Here is a 19,821-nt window from a genome sequence, read left to right as displayed (position 1 = left end):
GTTAAAATTTTAGATACTGTTGAATCATCAGTCAGTTGTAGCTACAGTAGTATCCACTGACTGAGAAGAAGCGCCTTCAGGCAATATATTAATCGTGGCTGCCTCATTATTAATCACGCTTGCCACAGGGGGTCTTGTTTTATCAAACAGCACTTGCTCGAATGCAGGAAGCGCTGTTTCCATAAGACTACCAACGGCCATCTGCGGCTCTGATGGTTCAAACCCCATCAACTCCTCGCGCTCATGCACACGTACTCTTGCGTCCTTAAAAGCAGCTTCAAAACTGGTATTGCTGCGCAGACTCTCAGCAAAGAACGCTTGCCCAAAATACGTCATTTCAGCGGTGTTGGTACAACCAAACGACGGTCTATCAGCGGCTGATGCCGTAATTACCACAGTGGTTGGAGACGCCAGCTCATCAATAAATGAACCTGAATAACAGGCAGATACGACAATCACACGCCAACGAATGCCAGAGTCATCGAGTGCCTCACGCAACCATGCAGCATCTAGATTTTCCATCACAAGTGGCGGATTGGCCAATTGAATGATGTCCTGATTACCATGTGAAGATAAAGTGAGAAACAACACATCTTCATCCGCATTCATTTGCTGACCAATTTTTTTTAAGCCTCGCAAAATACTGGTCTTAGTCGCGATTGGCTCATCTAACCAACTATAGGTATTATTGACCAACGCCAAAGAATGGCCGCTGGTACCAAAACGCACATCAAACAATTCGCGCACTTTGTTAATCTCAGAACGAAAGACATCTTGTTCAGAGAAACCTGCAACGCCCATAAAATACCAATCTGTTCTGCCCAAAACACCCGCATCAATACTGTTCAATGCTTGTTGTAACAGTCGAGGCTGTTCATAAAACGCCGCTTCTTCTAAGACAGGCGTTACTGGCGTCTGTTTGAATATAGGCTGATCAGCGACATTACGCTGCCAGATAGTTAGGAGTGCAACCGCACCCACCAACACAATAATCCGCTCCCACCACGGTATACGTAAGCGGCGAGAAAAAATCCATAATAAGGCTAGCGTTTGCCATAAAAACAGCACCAAAAATAAAATTGGTAAAAACGAGTAACTCCAATCAGGTAACCAGCCATAACTGCCCAAAAGCTGCATTAGGCTCTGTAGAAGTGCTGATAAAGTATCAGCAACCAACCACAGAATCACAGGCACAAAAACCAGCGATTGATTGCCTGCGCGACGTGCCAAAATGATGCCGCCTAACAGAATAATCATCGGCCAAATCAGATAACTGACCAATCCTTGCTCATTAAAGAGGCTCCCGCTTTCAGCCGCAAGCCACGAAAAAAGCACATTGCTGCCAAGCGCTAATAAGGCAAATACAGCAAATTGAATAAAGGTCGGTTTTACCCAAGAAAATGCCCGTGTTGACCCGACCAGCATCCACAACGTTGCAATAATATTGGCAGCGAAATTGAGCGAAAAACGCTGAAGTGATACGGTTTTTAACGACGCAAGTGACAAAGACTTAGACCTCTAGCCAGTCAAGAAAATAAAGTGAGTCAAGTATAAATGCCTTTGGACAGCCAATGCATAAAGTCATCAATTGATAACTTTTGCGTGGTGCGTGGACATCAATTTCATATTGAATTCACTAGGAAATGGTGACAAATAGCGAACAATACAAGCTTTTAGTTTAGCTCGCTAATCTATCGCGATTGTAACGGATTGTCGGTTAAGAGGATAAGGCTGATTTGTAAAATTTGCTTAAATTAATATAGAAACAGACAAAAAAAGGAGGTCTTATATCTAAGACCTCCTTTTTGATTCAAGACGATATATTATCTCATCAATAACTCATTGATACGCTTCAGATAAGCCGCTGGATCTTCTAACTGACCACCGTCTGCTAATAAAGCCTGATCAAAGATGACTTGAGCAAGATCATCAAACTGCTCACTGCTTTCTAGTTTTTTGATCAGTGGATGATCAGGGTTGACTTCAAGCGTTGGTTTGCTTGCTGGTACATCCTGCCCCATTTGCTTAAGCATCTGGATCATTTGCGGTGACAACTCACCTTCTCCAACCACCAAACACGCTGGGCTATCGACCAGACGTGTCGATACTTTCACATCTTTAGCACGGCCGCCTAAAGCTGTTTTTAGCTTATCAACCACAGGTTTCAATGTCTCTTGTGCTTTTTCGGCTTCCGCTTTTTCAGCCTCGTCTTGCAAGTCACCCAAATCTACAGCGCCTTTGGCGATGTTCTGTAGCGGGGTCTCATCGAACTGGGTTAAGAAATTCATTGCCCATTCATCAACACGGCTGGTCATCAAGATAACTTCGATGCCTTTTTTCTTAAACAGCTCAAGTTGCGGACTGTTTTTTGCCGCTGCTAAGTTATCTGCGGTTAGATAATAGATGGCTTTTTGGCCTTCCTTCATACGAGCTTTATAGTCTTCAAAGCTGGTCTCAAGACCGTCTTGCGTGCTGGTCGCATAACGAAGCAGTTTGGCAATACGCTCTTGATTGCCCATGTCTTCGCCAAGACCTTCTTTGATCACATCACCAAACTCTGCGTAGAACTGAGCGAATTTTTCTTGCTTGTCGCTGTCTTCGCTATTTGCCAAACTTGATAGCAAGGTCAAAATACGGCGCGCATTACCATCACGGATTGATTTGACATCACGTGACTCTTGTAGCAGCTCACGACTGACATTCAACGGCAAATCTGCTGAGTCGATTACGCCTTTAACAAAGCGCAGATACATTGGAAGCAGCTGCTCAGCTTCGTCCATGATAAACACACGTTTGACGTACAGCTTTAAGCCATGCTGCTGCTCACGGGTATAAAGATCAACAGGCGCTTTTTTCGGGATATACAATAACTGCGTATACTGCACGCGGCCTTCAACACGGTTGTGCGTCCAAGCGAGCGGCGCATCCATATCATAAGTGATGTTTTTGTAGAAATCGACATACTCGTCATCTTCAATTTCAGACGCTGAACGTGTCCATAGCGCACTGGCTTTGTTGATGGTTTCCCACTCATCTGTCAGCACCATCTCGCCACCAGCTGGCGTGTCGTCGTTTTCGTCTTCTTTTACATCTTCTTGCCAAACTTCTTTACGCATCTGAATCGGCAAGCTGATATGGTCTGAGTATTTATTCACTAAACGCTTGATTTTACCGCGATCAAGATAACTATCTTCGCCCTCAGAATATTCTTCTTTTAAATGTAAAGTGATGGCGGTACCGCGCTCTGCTTTGTTGATAGGCTCAACCGTAAAGCTACCAGTACCATCTGATACCCAGCGCACGCCTTTATCAGCAGGCTCGCCCGCTTTACGTGATTCAACACTGATGGTATCGGCCACGATAAAGCCTGAGTAAAAACCAACGCCAAACTGTCCGATCAACTGACCATCTTGTTTTTGTGATTCAGATAATTTGTCCAAAAATGCTTTGGTGCCCGATTTTGCAATCGTACCCAAATTCTCAATGGCGTCAGCTTCATTCATACCAATACCATTGTCGGTAAAGGTGATGGTTTTGGCCGCTTCATCAACGGCAATACGTATGCGCAGCTCACCGTCATTTTCATATAGGCTGTCGTCGTTGGTGGCTTCAAAGCGCAATTTATCGCAGGCATCAGAGGCGTTAGAAACCAGCTCACGCACAAAAATATCAGCATTAGAATATAGTGAATGTGTCACCAAATGCAGCAACTGCGCCACTTCCGCTTCAAACGTGTGTTTTTTTAATTCTGGATTCAGACCTTCAGCTTGAGTTGCTTCACTCATAAAAACTCCTTTAAATTCTATGAAAGACCTATTATCAGATAACGATATACTCACTAAAGCCGCTCTCGTAATATTAGAGAGCCTGCCGTATGCGATACCGTTAAACTGTCTATACTAATAGGGGCAACGAAAAAAAATTCAAGCACAAAAACCTTATCCCATAAAAAAACACCACCCATATTTGTCAAGGCAGTGTTTTTCTTAGGTGATTACTTTTCTCATAGAAATGTTTAAGAAATAAACATCCAAGCGCAGATACTAAAAACGATAACGCTAAAAACTATTCTGAATAAGCTTCTAGCAATAACTCCCAGATAGCAGTCAATTTTTTTGAAAAATGAATGTGTGTTTTCATAGCAACCTCTATATCGATTAACATCGTCTTATTAGGTACTATTAAAACCATTTTTCCAATATTTGTATAATTAATTGATTACAAATTATTGTTTCATTTTCCAAAACCACTAGCTAAATAATACTTTATTTTTTAGCGAGGCATCGGTCGAATGGTCAGGATTTGCTCACTACGACCAAATGGGCCTTGTGTGTCATGTAGTATGGCACTGGTCAAGCCGATACCATCATCGCCGTATTGCTGAACAGCGTCAATACCTAGCCAGCGGCCTTGCGGCGCACGGTGCATGTGGATTTGCAAATCGGTGTTTGGGAACATCCATTCCAATTTTGATAAGCCAAGACCAACCCGTGGTACAACACCATTGGCGGTATCGACCATACCCAATAAATGTACTAAATCATCCGTTGGTATACCCTCGACCATCTCGACATCATTGGTGATCCATATCATACCGCGCCCCGGACGACGCTGCGTATCGGTTACTAGGCGCACACTTTCAATAAATCCCCCTGGCCAGCCTTTCATACCGTCCCAAGCGGATAGATCCTCAGGCTTGTGCGCAGACTGCTGATCCTCAATCCCTGCAATCTCACTAGTATCTTGCGTCATCAACCGCCATGCTCGTGCGATGATCGCATCACGGCCGCGACTACTCATGACTGCCTCAATCAATTCGATGGTTTTGCCGGGTCGAATACAGCGCGTGGTAATGGTAAAGTCATCAAGCGGTATCAGGCCTAAAATATCAAGACTAATGCGAGCAATACGCATGTTGTCTTGCGGCGCATAACCATTTAGCTCAGCGGTGAGCACCCCCGTTGCTGGCGCCATATGTTGCTCGTGCTCATTCCAAGCGCCCTGCGCATGCTTAGTTGGCTGATAATGTGCGACACTAATACCGTTTTCTTGCTGTTCGCGTTTAATAAAAGTGTAATAAGCTGGCATGACCATCCTTGTTCTTGTACCGAAGCTTTCTCATGTATCTTCGCTATTAAATGACATGAAAATCTATTATTGGGAAATGTATCGTAATTCTTTATCCGTAAAAATCAGAGGACTTGTTTGCTCTACCTGACTGAATATTTTTCTTTTAGAGGCCAGTCTACTCAACTCTCGTTAGCGCTTTTTTTCTCATCTCAAGAATTTGGCGGCTTTTTATAATAATGAACAAGAAAAAAATCATAATCACAACGAGTAAGCCATAAAAAAGACTATAACTTTGCATAAAATTTGCGATATTTAGGAGAAGTATCAAGGCAACTAGGACAATAACAAACATATTTATTTTTAACTGTTTGTTCACCTCTTCAAGGGTGGACTCTGCCAATACAAACTTGGTTTTCTGTTTTTTCATTCTACCTTATCCATAGTAGGTGACTTTTAACGAAGGCTGATTAGAGATTTTTTATCAAATTATAGGTGCTTAGAGCTCTACATACATAAGCTCTTGCCCTACTTACCTACCTGTGTGACAGGAATGCGTAGGGCCTTTGGTAAGCTAAATATTACGTTTTCTTCGATACCTGACAGCTCACTAGGCAAATCCCCACCCCAATCTTGCAGCTGCTGTAGGACTTCTTGAATGAGCACCTCAGGCGCTGAAGCACCAGCCGTCACGCCAACACTTTGTACACCCTCCAACCAGCTGCTATTCATCTCACTAGCATTGTCGATCAAATAAGCCCGGCAATTCATACGTTCAGCCAACTCACGTAGACGATTAGAGTTTGAAGAATTGGGTGAGCCCACAACCAAGACCACTTCACAGCGACTGGCCAAATCCTTTACCGCATCTTGGCGGTTTTGGGTGGCATAACAGATATCGTCTTTGCGCGGCCCTTGGATACTAGGAAATTTACCCCGTAAGGCATCAATGACGCGTGCTGTGTCATCCATCGACAACGTGGTTTGGGTAACAAACGCTAAGCGCTCAGGATTTTGTACGCTGAGTGCTTCGACATCGCTTTCATTTTCAACCAAATGAATCTGACCACCGTGGCGGCGGTTAAAGCGGCCCATCGTACCTTCAACTTCAGGATGCCCAGCATGGCCAATCAGTACCGCATCCATACCTTCTTGCGCAAACTTTGCAACTTCGATATGCACTTTGGTGACTAGCGGACAAGTGGCATCAAATACTGTCAAGTCGCGACGCTCAGCTTCATCTTCAACGGCTTTTGACACACCATGTGCCGAAAAAATAACAATCGACCCATCTGGTACTTCGTCGAGCTCTTCCACAAATACGGCACCGCGATTTGCCAAATCAGAGACAACAAATTTATTATGTACTACCTCATGGCGAACATAAATGGGTGGCTCAAAACGCGTCAATGCTTCATTCACAATCGCAATCGCACGATCCACACCAGCACAAAATCCACGAGGGTTGGCAAGATAAATTTGCATAAACAGGCCTATCATTAGATAATTTATAGTTAAAGCGTATTTTACACCGCTTCAATGTAAAAGTTGGAACAAAAGCAACGCTCTACTTTATCATAATTTGCTTTTATTGCCCTTGAAAATACCCATATTCTATTGTTAAACGCCAGTATATGGATAGTGAATTAATCAGGGCGGCTTTATTAAAATAAAAGTCACAAAAGCAGTTTATAATAACGCATCGATTTTAACTCTTATCGCCATACATGATGGCGATTTTTATTTTTACCAGCCTTTTGCCCTTCGCTAGGACATTTTTTGGTCTTTTACTAGGACATATTGTATGACAGGTTCATTATTTATTATCACCGCCGCCTCGGGTACAGGCAAGACCTCATTGGTAAAACAACTGCTTGCCACCACCAATGATTTGACCGTCAGTATTTCACATACCACTCGCGCACCACGTCCTGGCGAGATTGATGGTCAGCACTATCATTTCACTGATGTCGACAGCTTTACTAACGGTATCATTGCAGGCCAGTTCTTGGAGCATGCTGAGGTATTTGGCAATTATTACGGCACGTCTGAGCAAAGTGTCCGCACCCAGCTTGCGGCAGGTATTGACGTGATTTTGGAGATTGACTGGCAAGGAGCGACGCAGATCAGAAACATGTTTGCCGATGCCATTATGGTTTTTATTTTACCGCCCAGTCTGACGACACTGCGTCAACGTCTCTCAACCCGTGCACAAGATAGCGTAGAAGTGATTGAGCAGCGCCTTGCTGGCGCAGTCACTGAGATGGCACAATACGTAAATGCGGACTATGTGGTTATCAATGACAACTTTGAGGTGGCCTTGGCTGAACTAAAAGCCATTATCGTGGCTGATAGACAAACCCTCAAACGCCAACAACAACGCTATCATCGTACCATTACCAATCTACTGAGCGATAAAGCAGACGAATAAGCAAAGTACGGCTTACTATTCATAAGTCATTTGAGAAGTGAATATAAAAAGCAACTACGCGACTGCGCAAAAAATGCTATAATGTCTGGCTATTACTTTTTTATATTTTTGATATTATTTTTATTGAGTGGCGGCCCGTGTCCGTGACTGGTAAAAACAACCGAGGTAGCTATTTATGGCACGAGTGACGATTGAAGATTGCTTAGATAATGTTGATAATCGCTTTGAACTGATTTTAGTGGCAAGCAAACGCGCCCGTCAATTGGCTAAAGGTATCGCTGAGCCATTGGTTAGCGTCGATAACGACAAGCCTACCGTATTGGCATTGCGTGAAATTGCTGCTGGTAAAATCACACGTGATATTTTAAATCAGCCAGAGCATCACTTTGCAACCAGTTCACTGGATTTGGCATTGTCAGGCGATCACAGCTTCTAATAAATCGCTTTGATAACGTCCACTGTATAGCATCATAAAGCAAGTGATTGTTTTATGATGCTATACATGGTGACGATAGAGACCACAGCACAGGCTGTGGTTTTTTGGTTGTAACGACATCGTTTTGATGGTTGTAATTGCCATTTATACCTCAAAATAAACCTTTGAGGCAGAATTTTTAAGTTTTTATCATCCCTACTCGCTTATCAGTTGACTTTGAATACGATTTGCGATTAATTAGAGAATGGTCTAACTGTCTTTAGCTTTTTCATTAGGCTTCTATTTAGTAGTCAGCATTCAATTAAGTCCTGTTTATCTTGATAGTTTATTACTTTGATAAGCAGTTAGACAAATAGATAATGGAAATAGGATTGTTGCTTTATGAGTCAAACCTTACCCAAACTCAGTCATCATCTGGTAGATGAAGCTCAATATAACTTACTGCGCTCAGTAGGTTATCTCACTGCTGCTGAACGGCGTGATATTGTTGATGCGTGCGAGTTCGGTGATGTTGCGCATATTAAAGACAAGCGCAAATCAGGAGAGCCTTATATCACTCACCCCATTGCGGTGGCTGAAATATTGGCCGGTTTTCGCTTAGATCGAGATACGATTATCGCAGCAATTTTACATGATACCGTCGAAGATACTGATGTGAGCGATGAGCAGCTTAGAGAGCGCTATGGTAAGGCAGTGGCAAGGTTGGTTGATGGGGTGACCAAACTCAAATCATCTTCACATAACAAGCAACAAAATAAAGCCGCGACTTTTCATAAGATCTTGACTGCCACATTGGCCGATCCTCGTGTCTTGATTATTAAGCTTGCTGACCGATTACACAATATGTCCACGCTTGACGCTGTGCGCCCTGAAAAGCAGCGTACAACGGCCCAAGAAACCTTGGACTTTTATGTACCGTTTGCGCGTCTAATGGGTCTCAATGATATTGCTGATTATATCGAGGTGCTTTGTTATCGCAATCTCAACTCGGATATGTATAACAAGATCTCTGATAAGCTTTTGCAACATGGTCTTGGACGTAACTTTCAAAAAGAAGCCATTCATCGCTACTTAAATATTGTTCTCACCAATTTAGAATTGAATGGACTGGTCAAGGTCTTAGACAATCGCGTGGTCATCTACCGTCAGTTTTTCCGCAATCGCGGTGAGATCAATGCTTTACTGCGTCATTATGCGTTTGAGATTGTCCTCGACAATATCGAATCTTGTGACAAGCTGGCTTATTATCTGATTAAAAAATATCAAATTGATGACAGTCATATCGCTGATAATATTCGCAGGCCGCTCCCAGGCGGTAGTCAGTCGCTCACATTAATTTATGAGCGTGACAATGATGTTGTAAAAGTAACCATTTTGACCAAGCAAATGCAAAACGCGGCCAGACTTGGTGTTATTGGTGCAGAGCACGCATCCGATATCAGTCAGTCGGTGATTCAAGCCTCATTACGTAATATGAAAGACTTGGTCGACGAAGACAATTTGAATGAAAATAGTCCTGATTTTTCAGCAGCTGTTTCTACTATTAATGAGCTGATGGATTACCTGCATTCTAGTAAAATCATCTGTTACAGTCCGCAAGGTCGCGCTTATGAGTTACCACAAGGCGCAACCGCACTAGATTTTGCTTATGCCGTTGGACCCATGGTCGGTAATGTCGCAGTCGGCGCTAACATCGATGACAAAGCGGCAAAATTGGGCACGGTGGTCAAAAACGGACAGCTCATTGAGATTGAGGTAAACAGTCACTCAGAACCAAAAGCAGAATGGCTTGGCTTTGTCGTGACAAACAAAGCTCGTGAAGAGATTTTGCGGTGGTTTAAAGATTTATCTATTGATGATAAACGTCATCATGGTCAGCAAGCACTGGATCGTGCCCTTAGAACCTACCAAAAAAGCCTTGACGACTTAACAGAGAATGACTGGAAAAATCTTACAGAATGGCGCGGATTGACAGAAAAAGACGCCTTGTTTGAGCAAATCAGCTCTGGTACCTTGCTGCCGCAATTGGTGGTTACGCGCTTGTTTAGTGATGAAGTAAATGATCTGCAAGCAAAAGAACATAACGAAGATATGACCCAGCCCCAGCAATTAATTGTCAACGCGTCTGGCGTTGAGCTTGATTTTGCCAATTGTTGTCATCCCATTTATGGTGATCCTATTGTTGGTCATTTATCGCGTCACGGTCTGGTTGTGCATCGACATAAATGTTTCTCCATTGATGACATTCGCAAAGACAATCCTTATCAAGTGATACAGCTGCGCTGGCGCAGTGATAAAGCTGTCAAGCAAGGTGATCCGGGTGAACATGACATAAAAAATACAGGAAAGATTCGTTTTCCAGCTTATTTGAAATTGTCTATTTCTTTAAGCGATGAACAAATTACAGAAGTTATTTATCATTTACGCCAGTTGAATATTGGTGTTGAAACCATTGATGTGCGTAGTAGTGACACTATTGTTCACATTATTGTACGTAGCCGCAATCACTTAGCACAGGGTATTCGTGAACTGCGCTCCTTACTTGGCTTCCCAAATATCATACGTCTATACCAATTGTAATTAGATGATAAGATTGGCTTTATTAACTATTCAATGGCATCGATATATAAAATAAGCCCCATTTAGAAAGACGTAAAACAGTGATAAACTGTTTTGCTTACTAGTAAATAGACGAAAAGCGTGTTTTTATTTATAGTGTCGTCTTTAGACACGCAATGCGTCTTTGTAAATCAAACCAAAAAGCTATTAACCCGAAAACTATAAACCCAAAAGCTGTAAAGAGGACATAATATGACTCGTCAAACCATTCAGACAGACAAAGCCCCTGCCGCCGTTGGCACTTATTCACAAGCCGTAAAAGTTGACAAAACCGTCTATATCTCAGGACAACTCGGTTTTGATCCTGAGACTATGGAATTAAGAGAAGGTTTTAAAGCGCAGGCTGAGCAAGTTTTTGAAAACATCAAAGCCATCTGCGAAGCTGCTGGCGGTAGCTTGAATGATGTGGTTAAGTTTAATGTGTCATTAACCGATTTGAACGACTTTGCGGTTTTAAATGAAGTGTTTGTTGCCAATTTAAGCGAGCCATATCCAGCCCGTGCTGCGGTACAAGTAGCTGCATTGCCAAAAGGTGGCGTGGTTGAGATTGAGTCCATTCTATACATTGACTAATACGGATATCACTACCGTATAAATGCTCAAATACTTAAGATTACGTAACCTTTTTCAACGTAAGCCCAAATATCACTATTTGGGCTTATTGCTATTATCTTTTCTCAATCATCATGCAATTGTCTAAAATTTAACTGCCTAAAGGCGATGGGTGTATTTTATGTTGGTACAAGTTGCTCTGCCCGTCCCCCTTTATCGGGTATTTGACTATAGTCTACCAGCAGAGATGAGCGCGTTGCCAAATGCATCGATACCGAAAATTGGCACTCGTGTCGAAGTGTCATTTGGTCGCCAAACCTTAATCGGTATTGTCATTGCCCATATTTCTGAGGCAGACAGTAGCGTTCCTTTGAATAAGATAAAACCTATTAATAAGTGCTTGGATGCTGACCCCATCTTAGACGATAGTATGCTAAAGCTGGCCTATTGGCTGGCGCGCTATTACCATTACCCATTGGGGGATGTCTTAGCCGTCATTTTGCCAAGCTTGGTGCGACAAGGTAAACCTTTAGATCTTCTGATCACCCATTGGCGGATTTTGCCTCATGTGACGGATGATGATTTCCGTGCCAATGCCAAAAAGCAAAAACAGCAATTTGATATGCTAAAGCTGCATGGCGAACGCGGCGCCAGTGAGGACATTCTGTTACTAGAAGGAATGCAAAGAGAGTTCTTGAAGACACTCGAAGACAAAGGACTCATCGAACGTTATATTGAGTCAAAACAAGCCCCTTCTCCTGTCAAATTAGCAAAAATGCCGTTGGATCTGAATGCGGAGCAACAGCGTGCCGTTGATGCCATTATTGCAGCCCATGAAGCCAAGCGCTACACAGGTATTTTGTTAAATGGCATTACAGGTAGTGGTAAGACGGAAGTCTATTTGCAAGCGATGCAAGCGGTATTAGAAGCTGGAAAGCAGGTTTTGATTCTTGTGCCAGAGATTGGTTTGACACCGCAGACACGTGCGCGCTTTGCCAGTCGATTTGCAGCGCACATCGTCTTACTACATTCAGGAATGAACAACACCCACCGCTTACAAGGATGGCAAGACTGCCGTACTGGTCATGCACAAATCATCATTGGTACACGCTCAGCTCTTTTATATTCTTTTGCAGATCTGGGACTTATTGTCGTTGATGAAGCACATGATGGCTCATATAAGCAGCAAGACACGTTGCGTTATCATGCCGCTGACGTTGCTCTATATCGTGGCTTTCAGCACAACATACCTGTCGTACTTGGTACAGCCACGCCTTCTCTTGAGCATCTAAAATTGGTCGATGAAGGTAAACTAGTAGAGTATCAACTGCTGACTCGGCCTGGTAATGCTAACCCTGCGACGATGCAGCTCATTGATGCTCGGCTACAAAGTACTCATCAGCAAACCACTGACGATGGCGCACGTTATGACACTGGTCTGACCGATGCACTCATTGGTGCAATACGTCAAACGCTAGAGGCAGGCGATCAAGTATTGATCTTTTTAAACCGTCGTGGCTATGCGCCTGTTTTGCTCTGCAAAGCCTGCGGCTGGCAGGCAGACTGTCCTCGTTGCGATGCTCATTTAACGGTTCATTATAATAATCAAGCTCAGCACAGCCATTCTTATTTAAAATGTCATCACTGCGATTGGCAAGCTTACATCCCTGCTGCCTGTCCTGATTGTGGCAGTCAAAACTTAGACGCTAAAGGTATGGGGACCACCAGACTGAGCGAAAACCTACATGCCATCTTTGCCAACCCACAAACCAGTAAAAATCTCTACCCTATTATTCAGATTGATCGTGACACCACACGGTTGAAGAACAGCTGGGAAAATATTTATCAACGTATCAATGAAGGTAAGTCTGCTATCTTAGTCGGTACACAAATGGTTGCCAAAGGTCATCATTTTCCCAATGTCACCCTTGTTTGTTTGCCCAATGCCGATCGCGGGTTTTTATCAGCAGATTTTCGCTCGCCTGAGCATACTGCCCAATTGATGGTTCAAGTAGCTGGACGCGCTGGACGTGGTGACAAAGCAGGACGCGTACTGATTCAAACCTTGCAACCTGACAATGAGCTATTATTAAAACTAGTCAAGGACGGTTATCTGTCGTTTGCTCGTGAATTGCTACAAGAACGCAAAATAATGGGTCTGCCTCCTTATAGCCATGCCGCGCTCATACGCTGTGAAGGCAAAACAATGGCAGCTACCACGCAAGCCCTAAAAGATGCCATTGAGCTGTTACCAACTGCCCATAATCTAGCCGTGCTTGGCCCTATCGATGCACCAATGAGTAAAAAAAACAGCCGTTACCATGCGCAAGTACTACTATTAGCTAAGGATCGACAACAATTACACCGCGTCTTAAACCAGTGGTGGCAACCTGCAATCGCGCTTCCAAGCGCCAAATACCTCAAGCTTACTTTAGATATTGATCCTATAGGCTGGTGATGTGAGTTTTACGTCGTCACTACAACCTCTGATACCTAGCTATGTTAAATTTATAATCACGATATAGGCTACTACTTAAAGCTGCATCGCTGTACGGTGCAGAGTCAGTGTAGACTAGTTCCTCCCACCCTTCTGAATTTGAGTGTTGCTATGACGCCAGAAAAGTCAGACTCTACATCCAACAATCCTCATCAAAGTGCTGCTCATACACATCAGCCGCACTCTGATGATACGCATGATGGATACGATACACATGACAGTCATGAGCATGAGCCACACTCTACACGGTGTGTCGCAGCGCGAGATACGAAAGGCTATCAGCGAACGTTACTTTTTAGCTTTATTATTATTACCAGTTATATGTTCATCGAAGCGATTGGTGGCTGGCTGACAGGAAGCTTAGCGTTATTGTCTGACGCAGGTCACATGCTGAGTGATTCCATAGCACTTGGTGTCACCTTGATGGCTTTTAAAATTGGCGAAAAATCTGCCACGCATCAAAAAACCTTTGGTTATAAGCGCTTTGAGATTTTAGTTGCGACGGTAAATGGGGCAACATTGATTGTCATTGCTTTAATGATTTTCTATGAAGCCATCAAACGCTTTAGCTCACCTCCTGAAATTGCGACTCAAGGTATGCTGATTGTGGCGATAGTCGGCATGTTGATCAATATCTTGGTGGCGTGGCTCATGCATCGAAGCCAACACAATGACAGCGATCATACACACAGTCATGGTAAAGAAGAAAATCAACCATCAAGTAAAAAAGAACCTGTCAATCTCAATATGCATAGTGCTTATTTGCATGTATTGAGTGATTTGATGGGTTCAGTTGCTGCCATCATTGCTGCTCTATTGATGATGGGATTTGGGTGGGTCTGGGCAGATGCAGTCGCCTCAGTGATCGTCGCCGTCCTGATATTAGTCAGTGGGTATCGTGTCGTACGTAACTCCGTCCATATTCTCATGGAAGGTACGCCGTCTCACATATCTTTAGTCGAGATTGAGCAAGAACTACAAGAACACCCACAAGTAAAAGAAGTCCATGATCTGCATGTTTGGAGCATTACTAGCGGTTTAAACGCTTTATCCTGTCATGTGACTGTCGATGGAGATATGAGTATTCATGACTCAAGTATATTGATTGCCAATCTTGAGCAAAGACTGCTTGCCCTTGATATTCATCATGCCACCATTCAGATTGAAAGCTCGTCACATCCGCAAACTCAAGCGCATAGCAGTGCGCTGGTTTGTGATATATCAGAACGTACAGAAATTATGGATAGCCATATGGGTCATCATCATTGAAATAAACAGAGCAAATTTACAAGAGACGTCATCTGAGTTGAGCACACGTTACATTCATTTTTGTCATTGCAATTGCACATGAAAAACGTTGAAAAAATCGGTCTTATTGTCATATTTTTTATATAAATTCTGTATACTTGAGGCTTACACGCTTTATTCATCATCACGGTGACCTTCTATTATGTCTAAACGCTCAGCGCCCTTTGTTGCCCCAGACCATATCGAAGACCCTACGTCAAAGGACGGCAAAAAACACGCCAAAGTTTTGCTGTCAACGCTACAAGAAGACATCGCCCGTTTTCGTAATGAGCAGTTTCCACCTGATATTTTGCGTCAAATTCGTGACATGCCTATTTATGAAGGCAATTTAGCCGAAGTGCAGGCTTATCAACAGGATTGGCAGCCATTGCTTACGCGCGCAATGGCTTTTTATCCTGCTGCCAATCTGCCACCTGATTACCTGCCATTACCTGCCAGCCTTGAGATACCGCAGTTTATTTATCATGTTCAACGCCTACATCTGACCAAGACACGCGCCAAAGAATCCAAAAGCTTCGGCTCGGTAGGGGCACTGACTGACAAATGCGGTGATTATACGCCTGATGAAATTGCGCGCATGTCTGCCGTGTTTGATAATGATGAGGAAGCACGTTTGGTTGCGCACCGTGAATTTATCGATTTGCGCGCGTATGTTTTTTGCCGTAATAGCAAAGGTGAGATGTTAGAGCCAGAGCGCGTTCGCTTTTATCGTACAGGGCTTATCGTACATGCCCTACCTGATTTTAAGATCGTAGATAGTCGGCAGACGCCGCGTAAGCGCCGTAATGATGCTTATAGCAATCCACTTGCGGATAATGGCATTTGGAAAATTTACCGTAAAAAATAACTCAATTCGATGGCTTATCGTAACATCGGCTTAAGCTTTACCATTCTATATTATTTATTTTATCGTCACCCTTAAGGATACAAAATGTTCGCTGCCGCCGCCGGCTCACCAAATTTAATGTTACAAGCTACGATTTTCTTGGGCGCAGCGCTGCTCTTTGTACCTCTTGGCAAACGCTTCGGTATTGCAACTGTATTAGGCTATCTCATCACAGGGTTGATACTGGGACCAAGTGCTTTAGATGTAGCGGGCGATGCTGAGAGCCTATTGCATTTTTCTGAGTTTGGCGTGGTCATGCTATTGTTCATCATTGGTCTTGAACTTCAGCCATCACGGCTTTGGGCATTGAGGCGCTCTATATTTGTGTTGGGTGGTCTACAGGTCGGTCTTACCGGCACATTACTAATGGGGCTTTTACATCAGTTTTTTGGCTTACAACTGGACACCGCTTTTATCGTCGGTTTTGGCCTTGCCCTTTCTTCTACCGCTTTTGTACTTCAGATATTAACCGAAAAACAGCAGCTCTCAAGCACGCATGGCCGTGAAGCATTTACAATTTTATTATTCCAAGATATCGCTGTCATTCCACTACTGGCTGTCATTCCGTTTTTATCAGGCGTACGTGAACAAAGCTATGATTTGATTTATTTTGGTAAGGTTTTTGCCGTTTTTGCCGGTCTCATCTTTGCTAGTCGTTATATCATTCGACCATTTTTTAAGTTTGTCGCATCAAGCGGTGCATCAGAATTACTCACAGCTGTCGCATTATTTATCGTGATGGGTGTGTCTATTTTGATGGGGCAAATTGGTCTATCGATGGCATTGGGCGCATTTTTGACAGGGGTGTTGCTGGCGGATTCAGAGTATCGTCATGAGCTAGAAGCCAGTATCGAACCTTTCAAAGGACTGTTGTTAGGCTTGTTTTTTATGTCGGTTGGTATGTTAACCGACGTCAAGCTCATTTTGTCAGAGCCCCTCTTTATTATTGGCTGTGCTGTAGGACTTATGGTCATCAAGTTTGGTGTCATTGCCGCAATTGCTAAGGTTTTGGGCAATCGGTGGCCGACTAGTATCAGACTGGGTGTGACTTTGGCTCAAGGTGGTGAATTTGCCTTTGTCTTATTCAGTGTTGCAACTGCTCAAAATGTTTTGCGACCAGAGCTTGCCAATACGCTCAATCTCATCGTTACCATTTCTATGGCGCTAACGCCCTTGGCATTTTTATTGTTAGAAAAAATCGGTGAGCCTTTATTTGCTAAGAGTAAACCTAGCCGGGAGTATGATGCTATTCCAGACCATGAACATCAGGTCATTATTGCTGGTTTTGGACGAGTCGGTCAGATTATTGGTCGTGTACTACGTATGCATAACATCGAGTTTACCGCGATTGAACGCTCGGCAAATCGCGTAGATTTTGTCCGTAAATTCGGTAATCAGGTTTATTACGGTGACCCAAAAAATCCAGAAATATTGCGCGCAGCTGGTATCAAAAAAGCCCGCCTCTTTATTCTCGCTATTGATGATTTAGAACGTTCCATTACAACGGCTCAATACCTACGCAAAAACTATCCCAAAATTATCGTATTAGCACGCGCTCGTGACCGTCAGCATTATTACCGTTTACGCGAGGTTGGCGTACGTCACATTTGGCGTGAGACCTATTTATCATCTTTAGACATGTCGCGAGAGTCACTACAGCTGCTTGGTATCTCACCAGAAAAAGCGCGAGAAACCGTAAAAACCTTCCGTGATTATGACGATGATTTGATTGAGCGCCAGCAAGCCATCTATGATGATGAGGCCAGTATGATAGAATCAGCACAATCAGCAATTGCAGAACTTGAGAGTTTGTTTGATGAAGACATTGATAAAGCTCGTAAGATGGATTTAAGCGAGTTTTATGATGCATTAAAGAGTCAAGCGACACCTACTGATAGCAGCAATGACATCGCTACCGACTCTAAAAATTAATCGCTAGAATCCTCTAATCAGCGCTGCAACTTTCAGGAGCTTGTTTTTTACTCAGTGAACTCATGCAGCGCCAATCATCACTATCGGATAGGTGATAAAAGACCAGCGTTTGATCATTTAGGTAACGTATTGGAAATGTCACGTTTTGGATGGTTGCAATAACGGCGCAATCTGTTTTGGCAACACCTGCAGCTTTGGTGTCTATATCAATACGTATTTGCTGACTGCCCATTGTTAAAGGCAAATCAACCGGACATTGACCTGTTTGCTGATAAATTAATGCCACCCGATTTTGTGCAGTTTTGACTGTATCATAAGCGTCGAACAATACTTCATTTGCTTTTGGCTTAGCAACTAGAGGCAAAAACTGCACCTTAATCACTATTAAAGCAAAGGCGAAAAGCCCAAAGCCTAATCCCAAACCAAATAAACTGACCCCGCCTTCTCGTCGCAAATGTGCTTGCTGCATGGCTTCATCTCGTGGATGGTCATTGAGCGCATCAGCAATTTCACGTCGCGCCATTCGATAATAATAAGCATCCGTCCAACGTGCCACCATAAACGACCAAAACACCCAAATGAGTGCAGCAATCCCTATACGTACTGCCATCTGATAAATGTCAGGAACATAAGGCATAGCCACAAACTCGAACATGACCAACACAATGGCAATATTAAGCTGTATAAATGACCACCCTGCTACGCTGTATACAATGGCATCCATATAACGCTTACGATAGAGTAGCCAAGGAAAAGTTACAAAAAATGCTGCCCAATGCCATTGTGGCGATAGATACCCTTGCCGATCAAATTGCTCAAAGCGTTTGAGATAATAGTGCTGGCTACGATGGCCAATAAACCATTGATCCAATTGCTGACGTTTTTTAGGCGTCAATTGTTCTTGATAAAAAGGGGGCGGCGAGTCCGTCTCAATAAATAGCATGGCAATATGCTCTATTAGCTTTTAAAAAAATACTCTGACAACGATTATTATATGATAACGCTCCAACCTCTGTATAGGATAGAGAAATGCGATAGTTTGACTGTAAACACGCTACAATAGGATTGTACGTTCACACTTGTATGGATTTCACTTATAATGAGTGTATCTTACCCACCTAAATAAGCCTTATTAATACTATGAGTCCACATTCTGATATCAATGATAACGCCATTAGCAACCCAGCTGATGAGCAAAACCTTAATAGCACTAACGAACCTACCAATATTGATACCAGTGCCGATATTGACGCAGAACCTACTTCCGATAAGCACCTGCGTATTGTCAACACATTCATGAAGCGACGCACGCACATGAATAAAAACGCTGAGTTGGCACTAACTGCTCCAGAGTTTGCAGAGTATTTGGTCAACAATAGCTTTGGTGATGGTAACTTAGAGGGTATCGATGATTTACGCTCATTATTTGCTGATAGCCCGAATGGCAGCGACGCTCCGCTTACCTTAGAGATTGGTTTTGGTTTAGGTGATTCATTCATTGAAATGGCAGCAGCTGAACCTACGCGCAATTTTGTTGGCGTCGAAGTGCATGAGCCAGGTATTGGTAAATGCGCCTATATGGCTGGTACTCAAGGCTTAACCAATGTCAAAATCATCAACGGTGACGCCATCCAATTACTAAAGCAATTACCAGAAAACCATATCGATCGTATTCAGCTTTATTTTCCTGATCCATGGCAAAAAAAGCGTCATTATAAGCGTCGTTTTGTCAGCCCAGAACGTATGTCTATCGTGACGCGTAGTTTAAAGCAAGGCGGATGGTTTCATACTGCCACCGATTGGGAGCACTATGCTTTTTGGATGGTTGAAGTTTTGGATGGCTTTGAAGGTTTGACCAATCAAGCCGGCACAGGCAATTTCACCAAGCGCCCTGACTTTCGTCCAATGACAAAATTTGAGCGTCGTGGTCTAGATCGTGGACATGGCGTATGGGATTTAATTTATATCAAAGACTGATATTGATAAAGTGTTTTTGACCTTGTTTTATTGAGCGGCTAAGTAACTTAGTCGCTTTTTTTGTCTTATTGGCTATCTGGTTATTATTCTCTGGCAGAATATTGATGTATTTGACG

15 protein-coding genes are annotated in these 19,821 nt (G+C 43.2%); 9 read left to right on the top strand and 6 right to left on the bottom strand.

Going from position 1 to position 19,821, the window contains the following annotated elements; all coding sequences use genetic code 11:
• Positions 1–27: 27 nt before the first annotated feature.
• The 5 genes from FW759_RS03660 to ispH all read right to left on the bottom strand — a co-directional run bounded on the left by FW759_RS03660 (position 28) and on the right by ispH (position 6,552).
• Positions 28–1,506: a C13 family peptidase gene (locus tag FW759_RS03660; protein ID WP_446442225.1), complete on the bottom strand. Its 1,479-nt coding sequence runs from the start codon at positions 1,504–1,506 to the stop codon at positions 28–30.
• Between the two features lie 317 nt (positions 1,507–1,823).
• Entirely contained in the window at positions 1,824–3,785 is a 1,962-nt protein-coding gene (gene htpG, locus FW759_RS03655; protein ID WP_446442224.1) for a molecular chaperone HtpG, read from the bottom strand.
• A gap of 487 nt (positions 3,786–4,272) precedes the next feature.
• Positions 4,273–5,088 carry a thioesterase family protein gene (locus FW759_RS03650; RefSeq protein ID WP_446442223.1) on the bottom strand — a complete coding sequence of 272 codons (816 nt, stop codon included), beginning with the start codon at positions 5,086–5,088 and terminating at the stop codon, positions 4,273–4,275.
• A gap of 157 nt (positions 5,089–5,245) precedes the next feature.
• On the bottom strand, positions 5,246–5,497 hold the full coding sequence (locus FW759_RS03645; protein ID WP_446442222.1) for a hypothetical protein: 252 nt from the start codon (positions 5,495–5,497) through the stop codon (positions 5,246–5,248).
• A gap of 98 nt (positions 5,498–5,595) precedes the next feature.
• Positions 5,596–6,552 carry a 4-hydroxy-3-methylbut-2-enyl diphosphate reductase gene (gene ispH, locus FW759_RS03640; protein ID WP_446442221.1) on the bottom strand — a complete coding sequence of 319 codons (957 nt, stop codon included), beginning with the start codon at positions 6,550–6,552 and terminating at the stop codon, positions 5,596–5,598.
• A 319-nt stretch (positions 6,553–6,871) separates the two neighbouring features.
• Between ispH and gmk the strand changes: the two genes are divergently transcribed.
• From gmk to FW759_RS03600, 8 genes are all read left to right on the top strand, one after another.
• Entirely contained in the window at positions 6,872–7,498 is a 627-nt protein-coding gene (gene gmk, locus FW759_RS03635) for a guanylate kinase (protein WP_062845328.1), read from the top strand.
• A gap of 175 nt (positions 7,499–7,673) precedes the next feature.
• Positions 7,674–7,934, top strand: a complete 261-nt coding sequence (gene rpoZ / locus FW759_RS03630; protein ID WP_062845329.1) for a DNA-directed RNA polymerase subunit omega — start codon at positions 7,674–7,676, stop codon at positions 7,932–7,934.
• A gap of 381 nt (positions 7,935–8,315) precedes the next feature.
• The gene (locus FW759_RS03625; protein ID WP_062845330.1) at positions 8,316–10,514 is read left to right on the top strand and encodes a RelA/SpoT family protein; all 2,199 of its coding nucleotides are present in this window, start codon (positions 8,316–8,318) and stop codon (positions 10,512–10,514) included.
• Positions 10,515–10,745: 231 nt separating this feature from the next.
• Positions 10,746–11,126, top strand: a complete 381-nt coding sequence (locus FW759_RS03620) for a RidA family protein (protein ID WP_062845331.1) — start codon at positions 10,746–10,748, stop codon at positions 11,124–11,126.
• Positions 11,127–11,286: 160 nt separating this feature from the next.
• Positions 11,287–13,563 carry a primosomal protein N' gene (locus FW759_RS03615; RefSeq protein ID WP_446442220.1) on the top strand — a complete coding sequence of 759 codons (2,277 nt, stop codon included), beginning with the start codon at positions 11,287–11,289 and terminating at the stop codon, positions 13,561–13,563.
• A gap of 150 nt (positions 13,564–13,713) precedes the next feature.
• Complete coding sequence (locus FW759_RS03610; RefSeq protein WP_446442219.1) at positions 13,714–14,871, top strand: cation diffusion facilitator family transporter; 1,158 nt, start codon at positions 13,714–13,716, stop codon at positions 14,869–14,871.
• Positions 14,872–15,052: 181 nt separating this feature from the next.
• Positions 15,053–15,757, top strand: a complete 705-nt coding sequence (locus tag FW759_RS03605) for a hypothetical protein (RefSeq protein ID WP_446442218.1) — start codon at positions 15,053–15,055, stop codon at positions 15,755–15,757.
• An 84-nt stretch (positions 15,758–15,841) separates the two neighbouring features.
• Positions 15,842–17,728 carry a monovalent cation:proton antiporter-2 (CPA2) family protein gene (locus FW759_RS03600; protein WP_095569879.1) on the top strand — a complete coding sequence of 629 codons (1,887 nt, stop codon included), beginning with the start codon at positions 15,842–15,844 and terminating at the stop codon, positions 17,726–17,728.
• 13 nt (positions 17,729–17,741) lie between these two features.
• On the opposite strand, the gene FW759_RS03595 is transcribed toward FW759_RS03600, so the two are convergent.
• A complete protein-coding gene (locus FW759_RS03595) occupies positions 17,742–18,671 on the bottom strand; it encodes a DUF2628 domain-containing protein (RefSeq protein WP_062845336.1) in 930 nt (309 codons plus the stop codon).
• Positions 18,672–18,868: 197 nt separating this feature from the next.
• On the opposite strand from FW759_RS03595, the gene trmB reads away from it, so the two are divergent.
• Positions 18,869–19,705: a tRNA (guanosine(46)-N7)-methyltransferase TrmB gene (trmB, locus tag FW759_RS03590; protein WP_446442217.1), complete on the top strand. Its 837-nt coding sequence runs from the start codon at positions 18,869–18,871 to the stop codon at positions 19,703–19,705.
• The last annotated feature ends 116 nt before the right edge of the window (positions 19,706–19,821 follow it).

Source organism: Psychrobacter sp. 1176_08 (assembly GCF_052850615.1).
The sequence above is the reverse complement of the archived record's forward strand: the minus strand, read 5'-3'. Positions and strand labels throughout refer to the sequence as shown.

What these genes read in the sequence shown, in the direction of transcription:
- htpG (WP_446442224.1), bottom strand. Translation starts at nt 3,785, where the DNA reads ATGAGTGAAGCAACTCAAGCTGAAGGTCTGAATCCAGAATTAAAAAAA.
- FW759_RS03650 (WP_446442223.1), bottom strand. Translation starts at nt 5,088, where the DNA reads ATGCCAGCTTATTACACTTTTATTAAACGCGAACAGCAAGAAAACGGT.
- FW759_RS03645 (WP_446442222.1), bottom strand. Translation starts at nt 5,497, where the DNA reads ATGAAAAAACAGAAAACCAAGTTTGTATTGGCAGAGTCCACCCTTGAA.
- ispH (WP_446442221.1), bottom strand. Translation starts at nt 6,552, where the DNA reads ATGCAAATTTATCTTGCCAACCCTCGTGGATTTTGTGCTGGTGTGGAT.
- gmk (WP_062845328.1), top strand. Translation starts at nt 6,872, where the DNA reads ATGACAGGTTCATTATTTATTATCACCGCCGCCTCGGGTACAGGCAAG.
- rpoZ (WP_062845329.1), top strand. Translation starts at nt 7,674, where the DNA reads ATGGCACGAGTGACGATTGAAGATTGCTTAGATAATGTTGATAATCGC.
- FW759_RS03625 (WP_062845330.1), top strand. Translation starts at nt 8,316, where the DNA reads ATGAGTCAAACCTTACCCAAACTCAGTCATCATCTGGTAGATGAAGCT.
- FW759_RS03620 (WP_062845331.1), top strand. Translation starts at nt 10,746, where the DNA reads ATGACTCGTCAAACCATTCAGACAGACAAAGCCCCTGCCGCCGTTGGC.
- FW759_RS03615 (WP_446442220.1), top strand. Translation starts at nt 11,287, where the DNA reads ATGTTGGTACAAGTTGCTCTGCCCGTCCCCCTTTATCGGGTATTTGAC.
- FW759_RS03610 (WP_446442219.1), top strand. Translation starts at nt 13,714, where the DNA reads ATGACGCCAGAAAAGTCAGACTCTACATCCAACAATCCTCATCAAAGT.
- FW759_RS03605 (WP_446442218.1), top strand. Translation starts at nt 15,053, where the DNA reads ATGTCTAAACGCTCAGCGCCCTTTGTTGCCCCAGACCATATCGAAGAC.
- FW759_RS03600 (WP_095569879.1), top strand. Translation starts at nt 15,842, where the DNA reads ATGTTCGCTGCCGCCGCCGGCTCACCAAATTTAATGTTACAAGCTACG.
- FW759_RS03595 (WP_062845336.1), bottom strand. Translation starts at nt 18,671, where the DNA reads ATGCTATTTATTGAGACGGACTCGCCGCCCCCTTTTTATCAAGAACAA.
- trmB (WP_446442217.1), top strand. Translation starts at nt 18,869, where the DNA reads ATGAGTCCACATTCTGATATCAATGATAACGCCATTAGCAACCCAGCT.